Annotated in this window: 18 protein-coding genes; 11 read left to right on the forward strand and 7 right to left on the reverse strand. The window is 70.5% G+C overall.

Annotated features, from left to right (window positions below):
• Positions 1-245: 245 nt before the first annotated feature.
• The 7 genes from ABT014_RS31870 to ABT014_RS31900 form a co-directional block, all read right to left on the reverse strand.
• Positions 246-2,030, reverse strand: a complete 1,785-nt coding sequence (locus tag ABT014_RS31870; RefSeq protein WP_350642898.1) for a DUF2637 domain-containing protein — start codon at positions 2,028-2,030, stop codon at positions 246-248.
• 31 nt (positions 2,031-2,061) lie between these two features.
• Entirely contained in the window at positions 2,062-2,571 is a 510-nt protein-coding gene (locus tag ABT014_RS31875; RefSeq protein WP_350642900.1) for a hypothetical protein, read from the reverse strand.
• Between the two features lie 35 nt (positions 2,572-2,606).
• Positions 2,607-2,864, reverse strand: a complete 258-nt coding sequence (locus tag ABT014_RS31880; RefSeq protein ID WP_350642902.1) for a hypothetical protein — start codon at positions 2,862-2,864, stop codon at positions 2,607-2,609.
• A gap of 111 nt (positions 2,865-2,975) precedes the next feature.
• Complete coding sequence (locus ABT014_RS31885; RefSeq protein WP_350642903.1) at positions 2,976-3,239, reverse strand: hypothetical protein; 264 nt, start codon at positions 3,237-3,239, stop codon at positions 2,976-2,978.
• Positions 3,240-3,386: 147 nt separating this feature from the next.
• A complete protein-coding gene (locus ABT014_RS31890) occupies positions 3,387-3,539 on the reverse strand; it encodes a hypothetical protein (protein ID WP_350642905.1) in 153 nt (50 codons plus the stop codon).
• Positions 3,536-3,952 (reverse strand): hypothetical protein, encoded by a 417-nt coding sequence (locus ABT014_RS31895; RefSeq protein WP_350642907.1) that lies wholly within the window; start codon positions 3,950-3,952, stop codon positions 3,536-3,538. Before ABT014_RS31895 ends, ABT014_RS31890 begins: the two co-directional genes overlap by 4 nt.
• A gap of 169 nt (positions 3,953-4,121) precedes the next feature.
• Positions 4,122-4,670 carry a hypothetical protein gene (locus ABT014_RS31900; protein WP_350642909.1) on the reverse strand — a complete coding sequence of 183 codons (549 nt, stop codon included), beginning with the start codon at positions 4,668-4,670 and terminating at the stop codon, positions 4,122-4,124.
• A 409-nt stretch (positions 4,671-5,079) separates the two neighbouring features.
• On the opposite strand from ABT014_RS31900, the gene ABT014_RS31905 reads away from it, so the two are divergent.
• The 11 genes from ABT014_RS31905 (at position 5,080) to ABT014_RS31955 (ending at position 18,682) form a co-directional block, all read left to right on the forward strand.
• Entirely contained in the window at positions 5,080-5,880 is an 801-nt protein-coding gene (locus ABT014_RS31905; RefSeq protein WP_350642911.1) for a GntR family transcriptional regulator, read from the forward strand.
• Between the two features lie 195 nt (positions 5,881-6,075).
• Entirely contained in the window at positions 6,076-7,089 is a 1,014-nt protein-coding gene (locus ABT014_RS31910) for a P-loop nucleotide/nucleoside kinase family protein (RefSeq protein WP_502895136.1), read from the forward strand.
• Entirely contained in the window at positions 7,086-8,291 is a 1,206-nt protein-coding gene (locus tag ABT014_RS31915; protein WP_350642915.1) for an HAD-IA family hydrolase, read from the forward strand. Before ABT014_RS31910 ends, ABT014_RS31915 begins: the two co-directional genes overlap by 4 nt.
• Positions 8,288-9,139, forward strand: a complete 852-nt coding sequence (locus tag ABT014_RS31920; RefSeq protein ID WP_350642917.1) for a DUF1932 domain-containing protein — start codon at positions 8,288-8,290, stop codon at positions 9,137-9,139. The genes ABT014_RS31915 and ABT014_RS31920 overlap by 4 nt, the downstream gene beginning before the upstream one ends.
• Positions 9,140-10,414: 1,275 nt before the next feature.
• Positions 10,415-13,066: a hypothetical protein gene (locus tag ABT014_RS31925; RefSeq protein WP_350642919.1), complete on the forward strand. Its 2,652-nt coding sequence runs from the start codon at positions 10,415-10,417 to the stop codon at positions 13,064-13,066.
• Positions 13,067-13,309: 243 nt separating this feature from the next.
• On the forward strand, positions 13,310-14,485 hold the full coding sequence (locus tag ABT014_RS31930) for a DUF6083 domain-containing protein (protein ID WP_350642921.1): 1,176 nt from the start codon (positions 13,310-13,312) through the stop codon (positions 14,483-14,485).
• Between the two features lie 43 nt (positions 14,486-14,528).
• On the forward strand, positions 14,529-14,771 hold the full coding sequence (locus ABT014_RS31935; RefSeq protein ID WP_350642923.1) for a hypothetical protein: 243 nt from the start codon (positions 14,529-14,531) through the stop codon (positions 14,769-14,771).
• A gap of 323 nt (positions 14,772-15,094) precedes the next feature.
• Positions 15,095-16,369 (forward strand): competence protein CoiA family protein, encoded by a 1,275-nt coding sequence (locus ABT014_RS31940; protein WP_350642925.1) that lies wholly within the window; start codon positions 15,095-15,097, stop codon positions 16,367-16,369.
• A 484-nt stretch (positions 16,370-16,853) separates the two neighbouring features.
• Complete coding sequence (locus ABT014_RS31945) at positions 16,854-17,366, forward strand: hypothetical protein (RefSeq protein WP_350642927.1); 513 nt, start codon at positions 16,854-16,856, stop codon at positions 17,364-17,366.
• A gap of 244 nt (positions 17,367-17,610) precedes the next feature.
• The gene (locus tag ABT014_RS31950; protein WP_350642929.1) at positions 17,611-17,763 is read left to right on the forward strand and encodes a hypothetical protein; all 153 of its coding nucleotides are present in this window, start codon (positions 17,611-17,613) and stop codon (positions 17,761-17,763) included.
• 127 nt (positions 17,764-17,890) lie between these two features.
• Positions 17,891-18,682: a DUF6042 family protein gene (locus ABT014_RS31955; RefSeq protein WP_350642931.1), complete on the forward strand. Its 792-nt coding sequence runs from the start codon at positions 17,891-17,893 to the stop codon at positions 18,680-18,682.
• Positions 18,683-19,047 lie beyond the last annotated feature (365 nt).

Consider the following 19,047-nt stretch of genomic DNA (forward strand, 5'->3'; position numbering starts at 1 on the left):
CTCTGAACTGGGGAAACGCGGTGCTGGCGGTAATGGCCCGGCCGGATGGCCAGGTCTTGACGTGTCGGCCGGACGGCCGTGGCCGGCCCCGCACGCACCCGCTCGGGGTGGTCGGGGCCGGCTACGAACAGCCGGACGCGCATGGTGATGTGACCTGCCGTTTTGCCCTGCGAAGGGCGAAGCAGGTGGTTGGATGGAGGTCGGACGGGGGCGGTACCAACACCCCCGTCCGACCTCGTGTCCGCTCACTCCTGGGTACCGGCCCCGCCGCGCTCGGCGAGGATCTGCCGGGCCCGCTTTCGCCGCTCGCTCGCCGTGGTCTGCGAGACACCGAGCTCCCGCTCGATGTAAGCGAGCGTCACCACGCCCTCGCCCTCGGCCTCGATCCAGTCGGCGACCTTGCGGGCCTCGCGCTCCGCCGGAGTCAGCCGGGCCTTCGCCTCGGCTTCGGCAGCCGCCTCGCGGGCTTCGGCTGCCCGAAGCTCGGCGGCCGCGGCCTCCTGCGCCGCGAGCGCTGCGGCCAGACGCTGCTCGTCGGCCAGACGCTCGGCCTCGGCCTTCGCGGTGGTGCCGGCGGCATGAGCTTCGGCCGCCTTCCGGACCGCTTCGGCGGCACGAAGCTCGGCTTCTCCAGCCCGGAGCTTCGCTTCGGCCCGCGCCCGCTCGGCCGCCGCGGCACCGGCCGCGGCCTCCTTGCGCTCCCTCTCCGCGCGGGCCTTGTCGGCCTCCGCCCGAGCTGCTGCGGCGGCGGCCTTCGCCTGCACTTCGGCGGCCCGGACCTGCTCGTGCTCCTGCTCGTCCCAGCGGGCCATGCGCTGCTCCCGCTCCCACGTGAGCTGCGCGTCCTCGGCCTCGCGGCGGGTGCGGGCGAGGGCGGCCTCCGCGTCCGCAGCCACCTTCAGCGCGTCCGCATCCGCCTGCGCGGCGAGCCGCTTGGCCTCCGCCTCGGCCTCGGCTTCGCGCAGCCGAAGCGCCGCTTCGGCCTTGCGAAGGACCTCCGAAGCGGCCGATTCGGCCTCCGCGCGGGCGATCTCCAGGGCCGCTTTCGCGGCCAGCTCGTCCGCCTGCGCCTTGGCCTTCGCCGCATTGATCTGAGCCTCGGCTTCGACCCGGCGAAGCTCGGCTTCGGCTCGGCGAAGCTCCTCCGCCGTTTCCGCTTCGGCTCGGCGAAGCTCGGTTTCGGCCTCGCGAAGGCGCTCGGCGGCCTCCTCGGCGGCCGGCTTCTCCAGCGCCTCCTCGACCGTGAGCCCGAACGGCGCCAGCGTCAGCGGCAGCAGCTCGTTCGCCCGCGCCTTCTTCTTCCAGCCGCGCTTGCCGTACTTCTGCTTCAGCCGCTCCCGGTAGACCTGGCGCGCCTTCAGCAGCTCCAGCGCCTCGGCGTAGGAGGTGATCTCCCACAGCTTCATCTGCCGGGAGATGGCCGCCGTCGCGAACGGGGCGAGCAGCCACCGGGAGGCGCGGATGCCGTCCATCCGGGCCCGGCCGTGAATCGCGCCGATGTGCGCGGCGTAGATGTGCGCGGCGACCTCGGAGAAGACGACCCAGAGGAAGACGAGCGCGGCGTGGCCGAGCTGCGAGGCGAGCGTGGCGGCGGCTTGCCAGTTCAAGGCGATGGTGACCGCAGCGCCCAGGCGCGGCACCCACTTGACCCAGGCCAGCTCGCTGTTCGCCTTGATGAGCACCAGGTTGACGATGGAGAACGCCAGGATGCTCAGGTCGAGGCCGACCGGGAGCATCCACGGGTCCTCCCACGCCCATCCGCCCTGGGCCACCGGCAGCGCGGCCTTGCGCTCCAGCGCCTTGTAGGAGGCCATCAGGCCGATCGTGGACACCCCGGCGGCGAGCAGACCACCGATGCCGGCGAGCGCCCAGTCGCCCGTACCGAAGTCCAGGCCCTTCTTCCCGGCCGCCGCCGGGGCACCGGCAGCGCGGTCCGGGACCGGCAGGCCCTGCGCGTTCAGCGGCCGGCCGCTGCCGTTCACCGCGGCCGGCGCGGCCAACGGCGCCGCGCTCTCGTACGTCGTGCTCATGCGGATCCGTCCTCTCGGGGAGCGACCGGCGTCAGGCCGGCCGGCCCACGCGGTAGTTGATGTAGTTGCCGCCGAGCGTCTCCAGCAAGACGGCCAGGGTGGCCACCGGCTCCACGTCCCAGGTGCTGCGGCGGCTGGCGATCAGGCAGATCCGCTCCGGCTCCGGGAAGAAGTGGGCCCGCCCGGTGCGCAGCTTGGTGCGGCCGGGGTGGTAGTGCAGCCACCGGCCGGCGCCGAGGTAGTGGACGGCGGTGCCGTCGGGGTAGCCGGTCCAGCGCTCGGTCACGGCCAGGCCGAGCACGTTGTTCTGGTCGAAGCTCCGCTCGGCGAAGTCGGCGGCCCGGCAGGCGGCCTCGTCGCGAACACCGGCGTCGACGTACCGCAGGACGGCGGCCAGGTCGCCGTCGACCGGCGGCTGCGGGGGCTCCCAGCCGGCGGCCCGGGCGGCGAGGATGGTGACGGCCGCCTCGAGCTCGCCCTCGGTTGCCAGCAGACGGCGCCGGGTCGCGGTCCAGGTGGCGGTGCGGATCAGACGGAACACGATGGTCCTCCTGGTGATCGTGGGGCGGTGCGTCGTCAGATGCGGTTGGGCTGGATGTCGAAGAACAGCGTCGAAGCGCCGGCCAGCTCCGGGTTGCGGCGGGCCATCTCGCCGATCAGCCACTGGTAGATGTCGTGGCGGCTCATCCCGGTCGGCGAGCAGGTGCCGGAGGCCGTGGACACCATGTAGCCGGCGCCGCCCGGCATCGGCTTCTGGAGGGTGATGACGTAGTGGTGGGTGTCCTGCGACGGCGTGGCGGCGGGGGACTGGGCGGGGGTGGTGGTCTGGGACATCGGGCAACTCCCTGGTCGGTGGATCGGTGCGTCGGGCACCTTCGAACACCACCGCGCCCGGCCCCGGGTGCGACTGGGGCGGGCGCGGCGGCGAACGACAGCAACCGACGGTCAGGCCGACGGGGCCAAGCGGGCGAGGCGCTGGAGCGCGGCGACGGTCTCCGGGTGGGCGGCCTCGTGCAGGACGTGCCGCTGCTCCAGGAGCGCGCCGCCACCGGCCGCCTGCTCCAGGAACGGGTCGGCCCACGCTGCGACGACGCTGGCGTCGAGTTCGTCCAGCCAGGCGACGTACTCGGCCTGGTCGGCCTCCTCGTACCTGCGGTTCATCTGCTCCAGCCCGGCCTGCCAGGCGTCGTACTCCTCGGTCGTCCTCACGGTCGTTCCCCTCTCGTGTCGTGGGTGGCTCTTGCTACTGCTGCTGTCCGCCGGCCTTCTCGGCCTGCGCACGGGCGTGCATCTCGCGGGCCCGGCGCAGCAGCTCGTCCATCTGCCGCTGGCTCCAGGCCTGGTCCTCGGGGCTGCTCACCGGCCACCGCCCTGCGCCGCACGGGCGGCGGCCTCGGCAGCGGCACGATCGGCAGCGCGCTGCGCCTCCAGGACGGCCTGCTGCTGGCGGATCTGCTCGTCCATCTGCCGCTGGAGGGCGGCCATCTGCTCGCCGGTCACCGGGATCACCCGGCCAAGGGGAGCGCGCGCAGGGCGGTGACGGCGGCCGACACGGTGGCCGGCAGCGGCCGGAGGGTCAGGATCGCGGTGCCCGCCGTGGCGAGGTCGTCCAGGTCGATGACGGCCTCGCGGATCGCCTCGGTGGCGGCGAGCGCCCGGGAGCGGACCCGGCGGACCTTGTCGCGCAGCAGGACCAGCAGGCCGGCGAGGCCGCGGCGGCCCTCGGGGTAGCGGCCGGCGGCGACGTCCTCCCAGACCGCCTCGGCCAGGTCCTCGTCGAGGTCGGCGGCGGCCGGGCTGATCTCGGCGAGCTGCTCGCCGGCGGCGACCAGCAGCGCGGTGGCGTACCGGCCGTACAGGTCGTCGAAGTCGGTGTTGGTGGTCTCCGGGGCGTCGACGGAGAGTGCCATCATGGTGTCCACGGTCGTGTTCCTCTCGTCACTGCTGGTGGGTTGGTGCGACCGACGAAGGCCCCGAGGTAGCCGCCTCGGGGCCTTCTTGCTGCTCTGTGCTGCGTACGAGCAGCCACGGCCGCCGCCCACCCGGATCTCCGGGTGGGCGGCGGCCGTGGTCGTTCGTACTGATGCTGGGTCAGGCGGCGGTGGGGTGCAGCGTCGTCTTCGGGACCTCGATGCCGCGGATCGGACCGACCGAGCCCTCCAGGGGCTTGGCCCGCAGGTCGTCGGTCTCCTTGACAAGCTCCACCACCTTCTTCCAGTGCTCGGTGCGCTGCCGGGCCTGCTTGTTGCGCTGGCTGGCCGTGGGCTCGTTGGCCTTCGGCCGGGGCATGGCCATCAGGTGCACCGGGCCGGGCTGCGCCGGCAGCGGCTTGTAGTACTGGGTGGCGGGGCGGCGCGTCTCGGCCGACAGGGCGTCGAGCTGCTGGCGCCGCAGGCGGGCGAGCCACCGGTCCGGCGTCAGGTCGACCTCGACCCGGCGATTGCCGCCGGGGCAGCGGTCGAGCGTGCCGCGCTCGTGGCCGATCACCTTGAGGTCGGTCTTGCCGACGACGCGGCGCCAGGTGTCGCAGTCCGGGCAGACGATCGACGTCTGCACCATGTCGATGTTGGCGGGGTTGAGCTGGCTGAGCTTGAGCGGTGCGTGGCCGTAGGTGCGGCGGGAACGGGTGCGGGTCGACATCGGGTTCCTCCCGGGAGGTCGAGGGGGAGAGGGGCGAGAGGTTGCTGCTCTCTCCGCCCGCCAGGGCCGGCCCGATGACGGGTGGTCCTGGCGGACAGGCAGCGCAGCACGCTGCTCAAAGATCGTTCTGGTGTTGCTATGAGGTACGGCGTCCGGCGCTTGGGGGAGCTAGAGCATCAACCCCTGGACCCGCCACCGCCCGAAGACGGCTGACAACCGCTGTTTTGCAGGTTGGATACGACTGGCTACCACCCATCACTGAGCGTTATAGCTATCGCTATTGCCAAGTAGAGCGGATGGGCGGCATGATGTCAATACCGATAGCTATAACCCGCCGGCGATGTTGTGTCGGACCGTCAGCGCCTGATAGAGCTATCGCTAGACTTGACCCGTCCAGCCTTAGAAAGGGGTGATCACCGTGGCCGCCTCGTATCGCGAGATCGCAGCCGACCTGCGTCAGAAGATCGCCGAGGGCCAGTACCGGCCCGGTGACAAGCTCCCCATGCTGACAGAGCTCCAGGAGCTGTACGGCGCGGGCTACCAGACAGTCCGCAGCGCCATCGCGCTGCTAGAGCAGGAGGGGCTGGTCATCGCGGTTCGCCGACGCGGAACGATCGTCCGCGAGCGCCCCGAGAGGCTCCGCGTCACCCGCTCCCGCGAGGTCTTCCGCGACGAGATCGGCTACTACTTCGATCCCACTGCCCAGCCCTGGAAAGCTCTGCGAACTCCCGCCGTCCGCTGGGGTGTGGTTCCGATCGACTTGGCCGCGCTGATGGGCATGGAGCCCGGATCCGAGGTTCTGGTACGCGACCGGGTGATGGGCGACCCGGAAACTGACGCACCCAAGCAACTCGCGACCAGTTACCTGCCGGCGGACCTGGCACGCGGCACTCGCCTCGCCGACACCGACACCGGACCAGGAGGCATCTACGACAGGCTTGAGGAGATGGGCCACCGTCCTCTGGAATGGAGCGAGAGCGTCTCCGCCCGCATGCCGTCGCCCGAGGAAGCCGAAGCTCTTCGCCTGCCGACCGATGTTGGCGTCCCGCTTCTGCGCGTGCTGCGGATCACCACCTCGCCGAACGGCCAAGTCGTAGAAGTCAACGACACACGCATGAGCAGCGAACTCTTCGAGATCGGCTACACGATCAACCGGCACCCGAGTGCTCGTATCCCGCGTGAGGTTGGCTACGCCGAGGACGATCACTGATGCACACCTCCGATTCATTCGGATCACCTAACTGCTGCAAGGTCCATCACAGCGGCTGGTGACCTGACAAAGAATCACAGCGACGTCATCAGCTCCATCAACACGTTCATACACACGTATTCACATCTGCGTACACACGGGTTTTGGCTGGTCAGCTCTAGGCTGCCGGGCATGGTGACACTAGAGGGTGGGGGCATGGTCAAAGGACGTACGGGGTGGCGGCCTGACCTTCTGCGCGCGCAGCGGGAGGCGCACGGGCTGACTCTGGAGAAAGCGGGAGAGCGGCTGCGCCAGGTTGCCGAGGACGCGAAGCTCAAAGGCATCCCGGCCGCGAACCCGCAAACCTTGTGGCAGCACGAGCAGGGTGAGGTCTATCCCGGACCGCACTACCGCCGGGCGTACTGCCTCCTCTACAGGGCGACAGATCCTGAGCTCGGATTCCGAGCCGCCTTGCCGGGTGAAGAGACGAAGTTTCGTCTGACGCCTGCGAGCGATGATCACAACGGGACGCACGTGCTTGCCGTTGAGCGGGCGATCCACCGGATCGCGCCGGGCAGCGGCGAGGCCGACCACATGGGCGTGCAGCAGCGGATCCTGGATGCCTGGAAGCGCCGACACACCGGCGGCGATCCGCATCGGCCGGTCGTGGTCCTGGTCGGCGGCTACGCCGGGTCCGGGAAGAGCGAATTCGCCCGGTTCCTGGCCCAGCTGACCGGCTGGCCGCTGCTGGACAAAGACCCGCTGACTCGGCCGCTGGTGGAACAACTGCTGGTGGCACTCGGAGGAGATCCGAACGATCGGCACACCGGCCTGTACCGCGAGCAGGTGCGCAACATGGAGTACGACTGCCTAATGCAGGCGGCCTGGGCCAACATCAACTGCCGTATCAGCACCGTGCTGTCCGCGCCGTTCATCTCGGAGATGACCAACCAGGACTGGATGCAGCGGCTCACGAACCGCTGCGCCTCGCTCGGCGTCGATGTCGCGCCGATCTGGGTCCAATGCGACCCGGAGTCGATGCGCGAGTACATCACATTCCGCTCGGCCGCCCGAGACGCCTGGAAGCTGCAGCGCTGGAACGAGTACCTCCAGACCATCGACACGGAGCTACGGCCAGCCGTGCCGCACCTGGTGGTCGACAACCGGCTCGGCGCCGCAATCTCCCTTGCCGACCAGGCCCGCCAGGCCATCCGGGAGGTCTACGCATGAACGGAGCCACTGCGGTGCGCGGCGTGATCCTCTACGGCCCGCCGGCTACTGGGAAGGACACCGTCACGCGGGCGCTCACCGCGCTGGACCCCGCCTTCGCGTTGTTTTCTCGGGTGAAGGTCGGGCCCGGGCGGTCCGCCGGCTATCGCATGGGCACGCCCGAGCACTTGGAGGAGCTTCGGGCGTCGGGCGCGGTCGTGTACGAGAACGCACGCTACGACAGCACGTACGTGACGGACCGGCCCGGCCTGGATGAAGCGTTCGCATCCGGGGTCCCGGTTATGCACCTAGGCCAGGTCGACGGCGTGCGGGCGGTGCGCGACGGCTACCCGGCCGGGTGGCTGACCGTCCTGCTGTGGTGCCCGCGGGAGGTGACCGAGGCTCGGTCGGCCGACCGGGGCGACGCGGACACTCCCGCGCGGCTGAGTGCATGGGATGCGACCCGGGCCGACCTCGACGCCAACCCCGACTTCCCGTTCGACCTGACGATCCGCACAGACGAGCTCGCACCCACGGCAGCCGCCGAGCAGATCCGCCAAGCGCTCACCGAGCCCTGCGGCGAACTGGTGATGGTGGACTTCGACGACACGCTGATTGACCGGTTCGCGGCGGTGACAGCCTGGCTGGCTGAGTACTGCGCCGACAACGACCTGGGCCCGGAGGTCGAACAGCGGATGCTCGAGGCCATGCGCATCCGAGCGGACCAAGACGTGATCGGCCGCCTCAGCGCGGAGCTTGGCCTGCCGGAATCGCCCGAGACGCTCTGGGAGCGCTACAGCTCGGAGCTCCCGGCGGCAGTGCAGCCGTTCCCCGGCGTGATGGAGGCGCTGGCCGCGTCGAGGAAGGCCGGCGACCAGGTCGTCGTGGTCACCAACGGCGGAGCGCAGATCCAGCACACCAAGCTGAAGGCCTCCGGCATCGACAACCAGGTCGACGCGCTGTGCATCTCCGAGGAGGTGGGCGTCCGCAAGCCGGACCGCCGGATCTTCGAAGCTGCGGCAGCCGCCGTCGGCCGCGACCTGGCCCAGGGCGGATGGATGATCGGGGACAACGCCGAGCTGGACATTGTCGGCGGCCGTCAGGCCGGCCTGCGCACCGTCTGGATCTCGCACGGCCGTCCCTGGCCCGGCGGCGCGGAGCCGGACTACATCGTGCCAACCGCCGCCGAGGCTTTCGTCCACATCCGCGGCGGTGCCCGGTGACGTCGGATCAGGTGGCGCTCGGTGTGCTGCACCCGGGCAGCATGGGCGCGGCTGTCGCGGCCTGTGCGGTGTCGGCCGGGTCCCGGGTGCTGTGGTGCCTGGCTGGGCGTTCGGCCGCGACTGCGAACCGTGCCGAGCAGGCAGGGCTGGAGCCGGTGGCCGAGCTGCCCGAGCTGCTGGAGCGGGCGGATGTCGTGCTGAGCCTGTGCCCGCCAGCCGCCGCAGAGAACGTCGCCCGCGAGGTCGCCGGGCACGGGTTCGCCGGCGTGTACGTCGAGGGCAACGCGATCGGTCCGAACCGGGTTCGGCGGATCGCCGCCCTGGTGGGCCGGACCGCGCGGGCGGTGGTCGACGGCGCGGTGATCGGCTCCCCACCGGTCGGCGGCAAGCACGCGAAGCTGTTCCTCTCCGGCCCGCCAGCCGCCACCGCGCTGGTCACTGACCTGTTTGCCGATACGGCGGTGTCGACGCCGGTTCTGGGCGAGGAGGTCGGGCAGGCGTCCGCGTTGAAGGTCTCGTACACGGCGTACCAGAAGGCGTCCCGGGTTCTGGCGGCGCTCTCGTACGGACTGGCGCAGCATCACGGTGTCGAGCAGGCGTTGCTGGACGTGGCCGGCAAGCGGCAGGGCAGCTACCTGGTCGAGACCGACTACATCGCCAAGACCGCGGCGCGGGCGTGGCGATGGGCTCCGGAGATGGAGGAGGCCGCCGACACCCTGCGGGCAGCGGACCTGCCGGACGAGGTCCTGCGCGCGGTGGCGGACACGCTCCAGCGCTGGACGGTTGCGAAGGATGACGGCGGGCTCTCGGTCGACAGCGCCCTCAGGCTGCTCCGAGTGCCCGAATGAGCGGGGCCTGTCAGACCGTCCGATCGATGGGGCGTCAGCTCAACACGGTAGGTCTGCGGCTACGCCGTGTGCTATCCACAGGGGTAGGGTGGCCTCGTCAGTGATCCAAAACGCACTTCGCCGTCCGGCCCGAAAGGGCCGGACGGCGGTTAAGTGGAGCGGCGCCCCCGGCCAGGGGCCCGTCCCGGTCAACCATGCGAAGGGTGGTGACGTGATGAAGGGTACCCGCAGTCGGGCCCTGACATACGTACGGCACCCCGCCGTGGAGTTGACCGAGTCGGTCCTCCGGCGGGGTGCCGCAGTCGTTTTGTGCGGTGGCCGGCAGCCCCCTGATGGGGGGTGTTCCGTGACCTGACCGCCGGGCCTGACCCTTTCCAGGTCTAGCCCTGCCGGGCCGCTCCCCGGACTTTCCACCCGGATCAACGCGGCCCACCTGCACTACCTGCTCTCGGGCTTCCAACCGTCGAGCGGGCTTGCTGGAGATCGGACTTTCCAACCGAGACACCAGCGGCACTACGCGATTCGCACCACCACCGGCTTCCCAGCCGGTCGCAGTACCCGGCCCCCTGCAAGGGGCCAGTAACACCGGCCCCGTTTCCAGGGCCTTTGCAGTTCCGCAGTCGGGGCCTTTCCAGGGGCCTCGGCTGCACACGGCCAACGCCGCTCCCAGAGAGGCCGAGGCCAGCAACGAGAGAAGAACAGGAGGTGGCAGTGGTTTTCACCCCCGCCAGGGGGGCTTTTGTCAAGTGCCCCGAGGGGCACTTCCCGGCATCCCCGAGGGGTGCCGCGCGCCCATACCCATGTAGCAGCAGGGAGCGAGTCCATCTTGCAGCAGGTCATTGGCCCTTTCCAGTCTTGCCGTGGCGGGCCTGTCGATCATGGTGTCCCCGGATTGAGCCCGGCTGCAGATCCCGCGGGGCGGGAAGTTGGCTCGACCCCCGCTCCTGCCTTGGGATCTGTTGGCGGACGGGTTGACGGACCGGTTGTCGGGTCCGCCGCGCACGCCGTCGACAATGTGACGCACATCACCCATTCGGGTGACACCTCGAGTGTCGCCCGGTCGGGTCCGAACCATCTTCTTCCGGCCGCGCCGCTGCTTCCCGGCCAGCGCCAGGAGCCGGCCGTGGCTGTCGGGGGTGGCCGGTGAGTGCCGCCACGATGGTGCCGAACCAGCGCTCCTCGACTCCCGCGGTCGGGGCCGGGTGCCGGGCGCCGCGTGCTCGCCGGATGTCCCTTGGGCCGGTTCCGGGCCCGCGCTCGGCCGAGTCCCGGCCGGTGCTGCATCCGTTGGTGCTGACCGACGTGATGCGTTCGCGGCTGCGTGGGGCGGTGCGGGCCCTGCTGGCCGACCCCGGGCTGGCAGGCGTTCCGGACGCGGTGCGGTGGGCGGCCGTCGTGCTGCTGTCCCGCACCGGCGCGGGCGAGGCGTCGGTGGAGATCCGCACCCCGGAGCTCGGCCGCTGGTGCGGGCTGTCGGCGGACCGGACCAGGACCGTGGTGAACGGGCTGCGCGGCGCCAAGCTGCACGACGGCATCCAGCCGGTGGTGACCACCGGGGTGAAGGCATCCTCGACCAACGCGGACGAGGCGCTGGTGTGCACGCTGGTGCCGGTGGCCCGCTCGCTCGCCACCGCGGTCGGCCCGGCCGGGCGCTGCCCCGAGACCGGGGAGCGGGATCCGCTGGTGCTGGAGCGCGGGGAGCTGGCTGTCCTGCACGGTGTCGTCGAAGCGGTGGCCGGCCCGGGGTTCGTCCACCGGGACGGGCGGATCTCCCCGCCCGGTCTCCTCGCGCACCGCACTGGCCACGGCGCGGCCGTGGACCGGCTCGCCGTGCTGCTGATGGTCCTCGACGCTGGTGCCCACGGCCGGGTCCGGCTGTGCGGCGGCCGGGTCGACACCGAGATCGGCCGCCCGGCCATCACGCTCTCCCGGATGCTCGGCTGCTCGCCGCTGGCAGCGGTCCGGGTGCTGGCGCGGCTGACGGAGGCGGGGTTGGTGGAGCGGCCGCGGCGCGGTGCGTCGGGGCTGCGTTCGCGGTCGCGGCTGGTACTGCCCGCGGTCGCGGCTGCGCACCAGGCCGGCATGGTCGGCATGGGGGAAGCGTCGACCGCTGGGGATGGCCATGCTGCCGGTGCCCGGCCGGGTGGCCGAGCCGAGGCGGGCGGTCCGGGCCGCAAGCCGGCGCGTGGACGCCGGGGCCGGGCCGGCCACCCGGCTGTCGGCGGCGGCCAGGTGGAGACGGTCCTGCACCAGGACGGTGCTGGTCCGGTACACGAACCGGCGCCGGCCTCGCCGAACCTCTGGGAGGGCTTCGACCACATCGAGCCTGTCGAGGAGCCGCTGCTGCTCGACCTGGAGGGCGTCGGCTACGGGCGCCGGCCTGCCGCTGGTACCCCCTCGGTCTCGACCCCCCCAGCACCCGAGGGCGAGGAACCCGAGAACATGCAGGTCAAGATGCTGGAGGAGGTGGACAAGTCCGGGGTTGCAGACCTTGCGGTTACGACCCCCCTTCACGCCCTGCACTCTCCTACGGCTCAGGTAGGTGGTGATCTCGATGTAGTTGGTGGCTTTTCCGGCAAAGCCGTCGTCGTGGCCGACCACCGTCGGCCAGAGCGCGCGGGCACGCGCGGGGACCACGGCCCGGCCGGTGAGGAGGTCCAGGTCGGCGCCGGCCTGCCGGTCACCGATTGCGGGGGTCGCCCGCTGCGCGGGGAAAAGCCAAAGACCAGCGCGATCGAGTACACCCGGGAAGGGACCCGCACCCCCGCCCGCCACGGCCGGCAGCCTGCCCCGAAGCGCCGGATGATGACAGCCCCTCAGCCACCTGCGGACCTGCTGGCCGCCTTGGCCCCGGTGGCCGGCCTGTGGGACCGGCTGGAGCGGCCCTGGGAGCGCGACCGGATCACCACCGCCGTCCGGGACGAACTCGGCGTCATCGCCCGGTGGACCGGACCGCAGGACGCCCGACAGCAGCTCGCCGAGCGCCTGCGCCACCGCCTGAAGGTCGAGGGCGGCAGCGCCCGGGTGAACGACCCGGTCGGCTGGATGCTGACCAAGGGCCTGCCCCAGCGCCAGCTCTGCGCGAGCCCCGCCTGCGACGACCAGATCGCCCTCGACACCGGTGGCGACTGCGGCAGCTGCGAGATGCGCATCGCCGACCGCCGCCACACCCGCCGCCTCTTGGTCCGCGAGGTCATCGCCCAGAACCCGGGCGTGGAACGGCCGCAGCTGCGCCACGCGATCGACCAGCGGCTGCGCCAGCACGCGGAACTGCGGGCCGAGCAGCAGGTGGCGGACCGTCAACAGGCCGAGTGGCAGCGTGCCGAGGCCGATGCCCGCCGCGCGGTCCGCCAGGCGCAGGCCGAAGCCGCCGAAGCCGCCCGGCAGGCGCTGCCGTGCGAGGACTGCGGCACCGAACAGGCCGCGGGCCTGTGTGCGTCGTGCTGGGCCGTGCGGGCCACCCGGGACGCGATCCGCGAGTGCGTCAACCTGGCGCTCGCCGGATCCGCCGACCTGGGCGACCACCGTGACGTCAACGCCATCGCCAGCCACGTCCGCGGCGAGCTGCGCGCCGAGATGCTCCGGACGCGCCCGGCCGGCGCGGACCTGTCCGGCCTTCGGGCCTCCGACCTGCTCACCGCTCACAACGCCGCCGCCGAGTATCGCGCATCCGCGCTCGCGCTGCTGGCCCGCTGCCCGCTGGCGGACGCCGAGGCCGAGCAGGCCCACGCCGCCGCGATGCGCTCCGCCCACCGCCATTCCACCCGTGCCTCGGCTCAAGAGGCTGCGGATGGTGCTGCCGAGAAAGCCCGAACCACCACCGCTCAGCACCTGCTGGCTCGCCACCTGGGCATGGTGGAGGCTCTGCGCCGTCGTGCTGGCCGAACCCGCACCGCCGACTTGGCCTGCGAGGCGGCGAATGCCTGATGGGGCAGCCTGCAGATGGCGGCGCCCGCTTGGCCCGCTCAGGCCCAGGCGCCTTCTCGGTTCGCGGCGTGACCACCTGATTTGGCTGCTGGCACCCAAGAATCTGCACAATTGGCACGGTGCTCGCCCGATGAGGGCATGATTATCAATCAGATGCGTTTGGTCACATCTCGTTTGGGTTCTGAGGCGCCGCCGACCTCGGTCTCGTTCGGCGGCTCGGTAGGGGAGCTGAGGTGACGTTCCGTGGAGTCGTCCGGTGCTGGCCAGCGCGGCGATGGGCTTCAAAACACGCGTCTGCATGCCAGTAACCCGTCAAAGGTCCTCCGGGCTCGCGCCCGGGCGACCTGCAAGTGGTGTGGCAACCTGATCGACTGGTTCGACCGCTTTGACGGCGGCCGGATTCCGCTGACTCCGATGACCTTCCCGAGTGATCAGGTTCCTGCCCAGAACCGATGGAACGTTGACCGAGGGATAGCTCACCATGGCGCTATCGCGGGCGAGTGCCGCATCCCTCATCCCGCGATCTGCCCGTCGGTCGACCACGTAGGTCAGGACCCGGAGATCGCCCGCATGACCCATGTCCTGCGTCTGAACACCCGCAAGCTGATCGACTCGGGCGTGTTTACTCCCCCCGTGGCCGCACCGGAGGACGAGGAGGAAATCGCGCAGCCCGAGCCGGCCGCCGCCGCGGCGGCCGGTGAAGTTCGGCACGTGCTGTGCCACGGCTCGGTACTGAAGATCTGCCCCGGCCGAGTCGAGGATCTGCGATGCGTCGCAGACGCGGATCGTACCGGCCGAAGGTGCGAGAGCCCCGTCTTCGATGCCACTGAAGGTCGCTGGACGCGAGTCGACATTCCCCACGCCGCCGGCCGCAACGGCAAGGCGATTCTGCTCACCTACCGCGGCCAGATGTGGGTGTGGGAGATCAACCCGCTTGAGTTCAAGGACGCGCTGAGGTGGCTCTGGCAGAAATGTCCGAACCATCGGGATGCCCCCGAGGCGTACGAGCGCGAGCTCATCGACTTCTCGACGGCCCGGCACGCGCCGTTCATCCTGAGCAGGCGGCCCGAGGGCTACGGAGCGCCCGGTGAGGAGCGCCAGGTCGTCAATGGCTTCGCCCTCTTCTCGGAGCCAGCCCGGACGCAGTGCGCCGCCGACGGTTGTTGGAACGGCACCGTCGTGGCCGTCAAGGACGGATGGCTGTGCTGGCAGTGCACAAAACGGGCTCGAACACGAGAGGTCGTCCGCCGCAAGTGGCAGCAGCCGACAACACTGCCCCGTCCTCAGGAGCCGATCCCTGCGCAGCAGACCTACGAGCCATCCGGCGATGTCACGGCGGCGTTCATCGGCGACCTGAGCCCGACGGAGTCTCTGATCGCCGACAGCTTCACCGCGCGGGATGACGACACGCCGTTCTGACCCGAGCCGGCGCAGGAGGTGGCGCCCGAACGGAGGAGAATCTGTGCCAGATCTGTTCGAACCAGACTACGGCGATGACTTCCGCTACATCCCTCGCCCGTCAGTGGAGCTCCCCCTCTCCGACGATCCCGTCGATGACCCCGTCGATGATTTGATCGGCGACCCGATGGAAGCGAGCTTCGAGGCGGCTTGGCGTGAAGGCCGGATAACTCGCGACAGCCCGGAAGCCCGCAGATGGAAAGAGCTTCGGAACCGCAGGTTCGATGAGGCGCCCCCGGGTGAGTGATCGTTCTTGAGTACACAGCTCCGCCCGAGAGCCGCCACGACGCCATGCCCCGACGCACCAACGGCATGCGTGCGGAGCACCGTCGACAGGCTCTTCCACTGAGGACCCCATCGGCGACAGGAGAAGGCTCCCAGCCAGCCAGGCGTTCGCCCGCCACCGTGCCTCCAGCAGCCGGTGGTCTGCCGACCACCCCCGCACGAACGGACATCGATAGGTGACTGATGTCCGGAACCAGAAGGTGATCTAGCACTAGAATTCAAGCGAGCGTTCTATTTCACGATAGATGTGATCAAATGTCAGCCCTTGGATCTACACTTCTTCGTATGACGAATGGCGTGTTCCATACCGGATACGGCATAGTGATCAACTTGAGTCGGCCTGATCTTGGACACCCGGACAGGCCGGACCTGCTCGAAGAGATAACCATCCCAGTGGCGCAGCGGGAGCGGGACCTCTTGGAGTGCCTTGAGCATCGTGATGGTGGGGTGTGTCGTTCGGAGCTTGCGGAGAAGTCGCCCTGGATGACGATTCGTACCGTTCGGCGTGGTGGGCGGCTCATGCTGACCGCGGCACATCTGCCGGTGACGCATACGGCTTCTCCGGAGGAGCGGGCCAAGCACAAGGCGATGAAAGAGCGGATCGCCCGGGCCGCAGTGCGGGCCGGGCTCGGCGCGGACATTGAGGTCAGATCCCCAAGCGGAAACCGCAGGACGGATGTCCTGGTCACGGGGCCTGGAGGCCGGCTCATTGGCTGGGAGGCGCAGTATTCGCCCATCAGTGCTGAGACCGTTCGGCGCCGCTCACGGACCGCGTCCGACGACGGGATAACCCCGCTGTGGGTGACCGCGTCCAAGGAAGCCGCGTTGATTGACCGGGCGCCATGGGCGCGTGTGGACGACGTGCCCTGGCCGTTGATCAATTCTCCGTACGAGATGTCCATTCGCGGCGGGGTACGGCATTTCCAGCGTTGGAAGTGCACAGCGACCAGCCAGCGCACCTGCCCCATCGAGAAATCCGCGTACTGCGGCGCGTTCCATTTCGGCTGGTACCTACCAGCACTGTGCATCCCGACCAGACCCGCCACCGCGCTCGACCGGCTCGTCGTCGCCAGCGCAGAAGGCGAGCTGGTCGCCATCCGAGTCCCCGACCAGCAGGACGCCCGCAAGAGCTCGCGCATGTGGGTCAGCTCAGCCGATCGGGACTCTTGGTGGACGACAGTCGGGCCGCCTCCGCCAACGGATGACGGGCAGGACGAGCCTGTAGAGGACGAGGAACTCGCCTTCACCAACGATGAGGTCGACCGCGCCTGCCACTACGGCGAGGAGACACTTTCCTTCAGTGAGCGCCGCCCGCACCGAGGAGGCTCGAGCCTCGTCTACACCTTCGCCGACGTCCCCGAAGCGCTACGGCCCGTCGAAAACGCCCCGCACCTTCGGATCAGCCCGCGCGAGCGTACCCTGGCTTCCCAGCGACTGGGCTGCCCGCCATGGGAGATTGGCCCCTGCGACCTCTGCTCCGCACCGATCCGCAGGTACGGAGCACTCTGCGGAATCACCTGCTCCGAGTGCCGAGCGAAAACTGCTGCCCGAGCCGGATGATTCCACTGCCCGAACGCGAGGTCGCCACACGCGCTCAGCGGCAGTCCCTTGGTGACCATCACGGTGGGCCCCGGTGGGCCGGCGGCACCGCCCCCGAGGTCGTTCGCGGCTGCCCGGCCTTCCCCACTGCGCACCCGTGCACCCGCGATCCCGAGGCTCAGCCGGACCCCGCGCGTGGCCCACCTCGACGGAGGTCGCGGTGGGCTCTGCCGGGTCCGTGGTCGCGGCGGATGCGACGGGCGCCGTCATCAGCCCCGATGCCGCGAGTGCCACTGTCGCCACCGCGGTGGCGAGCTTTCGATACGTCATGTCCCTCCCCTTTGCAGCCGACAGCCCCCCGGCTGTCAGAGACATGACTATCGAACCGTAGGCCCCACCGGCACCCTCCACACCGGAGGTGGCCAGATCGCCCCGGCACACACCACCATCGGGTCCGGCCGGGGCACCTCGCGTGCCCCGGCCGGACCACCGGAAGGGAAACTCGATGATCCGCGTCCCCGGCCCGCTCGGGCCCCACCACCCCGCCGACCCCGACTGGGAGCGGACGCTGCGCGAGTTCGAGGGCCGGGTCGCCGTCCTCGCCCACCCCCACCCGGGCTGGACGGCCCTGCACAGCCGCCAGTCCTCCGACGGATTCCTCACCGACGTCGACGTCCAGTACCACCAGGACGGCCGGAACCGCCTGCTGGTGCGCACCGTACGCCCCACGCCCGCCAGGGCCCGCGTCAAGCCCGCCTTCTCCCTCGACGGCTTCCTGCGGACCTACATCGCGAACCACAGCGAGGACGCCCCGTTGCCGATCGCCCTTCCCGACATCGGGGAGCTGGCCGCCCTTCACCTCGACGGAACCCCGGTCACCGCCACCGCGATCGCCCGCGACGGCTACTTCGCCCTCAGCACCACCCTTGGCACCGAGACCTTCGCCATCGCCGGCACCGACAACCTGCGCGCCATGGCCCAACACCTCACCTTCCAGAGCGCCGCACCGCCCAACTGACCACCTGCACCTGCCCTGAGAAGCCCCTGCCCGGCCCCAGCCAGGGGCTTCTCAGGGCAGGTGCAGGTGCGCCCTGCGGGTGGTGACAAGCGCGCCAGGCGGTCGCGGACGCTCTGCTCGTCGTAGAGCCGGCGTGCCGCCGGCCCGGCCTCGGCGTACGCACTCCTTCCAGCCAGACCTGGCGATCACCTCCCCTGCGGTCCCCGCGCCCGCCATCCTGAAGACCGGTCCGGGAGGGGAGACGATGGACTTCGAGTTCGACTGCTGGTCCTGCGAGGCGACGAACACCGTCTACGGCGAGCCGCTGGGTTTCTTCAGCGTCCACAGCTACCGGCTGCCCTACGACTGGACCTGCTACTGGTGCGACGCCATCAACATCACCCCGGACGACGACTGACGGCGCCTTCTGCGGCGCGGGTACGGGTACTCGATGTTGGTTCGGGGGTTCACCGGCAGCGGCGTAGCCTACGGTTCGACGGCATACCGACGATCTTGGGGGAGCCATGGCGGGGACGGCCTCGCTGATGGACTGGACGGACGACGAGATGCGCGGGGAGCACCTGCGCCGTACCGCCCGCGGAGGCTGGTCCCGAATCCGCCCTATGGTGACGATGATGCTGCTCATCGGCGCCGCCATGGAGGACGGGCCCCTCACCCGCGAAGAGCTCGGCCCGTTCGTCGCAACGAAGGCCAACCCGACCGGCCTCCTCACCCACTCCTGCTGGGACACCGGCGACGACTACGACGAAGAGGAGGCCGCCGAAGCGGCTGAGGCTCTGCCCGGCCAGATCGCCGACGGCACCCGTTACGCCGCGCAGTACGGACTGCCGCCCTTGGAGACCATCAACGAGGTCATCACCCTGCTGGTGGCCGCGAAGGTGCTCCACGAGATCCCGGACGACGCCGGAGTGCCGCGTCTGCACCCGGCCAGCCCGCTGCCGTTCCCAACCGAGGTGCTGCCGCTGGGCGCCGAGGAGGAGCAGATCCAGCGCGAGCTGCGGATGAGCTTGATCTACTCCGACGACTCGTTCGAGATCATCGCCCTGTTCGAACCGGACGGGCGCCGCCTCGCAGAGATCACCACCAGCCTGCAGCGCTTGGCCAAGGCCATCGACGGCGACCCCCACGACGCCCGGCAGGCGGTCCTGATGCTGCTCGACCAAGGCGACTTCACCGCCACCGAGGGCGTCGCCGTGATCCCGCCGCACAAGGTCTTCCGGTTGCAGTGCGACTGGGAGAAATTCGACCAGAGCCGCATCACCATCCACGGTGTCAACGACAACGGCCAGATCGTCGTGACGCTCCCGGAGGACTAGCAAGCCCTCAGCCCGGCTCGGGCCGGGACCACTTCTGGCGTCCCCGCCTGAACCGAGCCTCCCCTTCGCTCTTCCCCACCCGCGAAGCAACGGACATCTGCCCTGTCGACCACCCCGGAACGGGCGGCAACGACAGGACCATCGCGGACCGCAGCCCTGCAGCTGGCTGGGCGCGGCGTGCTCCGCCCCCGCACCCGTGGCCAGCGCCCGGATGCGCTGGACCATCCTTTGCTGCCGCCTGGACTGCGGTGCTGATCCGCGGCCGGGGCCGCGGCCGGGCCCCCCCCCCGCTCCCCACCCCCCCCCGCGCCCCCCTCCCCCGCCGCCCCCGACCCGTGGGCCCGGGCAGGTGCGCCGGGTCCCGA

Source organism: Kitasatospora sp. NPDC094015 (assembly GCF_040304075.1).
In the GTDB taxonomy this organism is placed as follows: Bacteria; Actinomycetota; Actinomycetes; order Streptomycetales; family Streptomycetaceae; genus Kitasatospora.

What these genes read in the sequence shown, in the direction of transcription:
- ABT014_RS31870 (WP_350642898.1), bottom strand. Translation starts at nt 2,030, where the DNA reads ATGAGCACGACGTACGAGAGCGCGGCGCCGTTGGCCGCGCCGGCCGCG.
- ABT014_RS31950 (WP_350642929.1), top strand. Translation starts at nt 17,611, where the DNA reads ATGGACTTCGAGTTCGACTGCTGGTCCTGCGAGGCGACGAACACCGTC.
- ABT014_RS31910 (WP_502895136.1), top strand. Translation starts at nt 6,076, where the DNA reads ATGGTCAAAGGACGTACGGGGTGGCGGCCTGACCTTCTGCGCGCGCAG.
- ABT014_RS31915 (WP_350642915.1), top strand. Translation starts at nt 7,086, where the DNA reads ATGAACGGAGCCACTGCGGTGCGCGGCGTGATCCTCTACGGCCCGCCG.
- ABT014_RS31955 (WP_350642931.1), top strand. Translation starts at nt 17,891, where the DNA reads ATGGACTGGACGGACGACGAGATGCGCGGGGAGCACCTGCGCCGTACC.
- ABT014_RS31940 (WP_350642925.1), top strand. Translation starts at nt 15,095, where the DNA reads ATGACGAATGGCGTGTTCCATACCGGATACGGCATAGTGATCAACTTG.
- ABT014_RS31880 (WP_350642902.1), bottom strand. Translation starts at nt 2,864, where the DNA reads ATGTCCCAGACCACCACCCCCGCCCAGTCCCCCGCCGCCACGCCGTCG.
- ABT014_RS31945 (WP_350642927.1), top strand. Translation starts at nt 16,854, where the DNA reads ATGATCCGCGTCCCCGGCCCGCTCGGGCCCCACCACCCCGCCGACCCC.
- ABT014_RS31900 (WP_350642909.1), bottom strand. Translation starts at nt 4,670, where the DNA reads ATGTCGACCCGCACCCGTTCCCGCCGCACCTACGGCCACGCACCGCTC.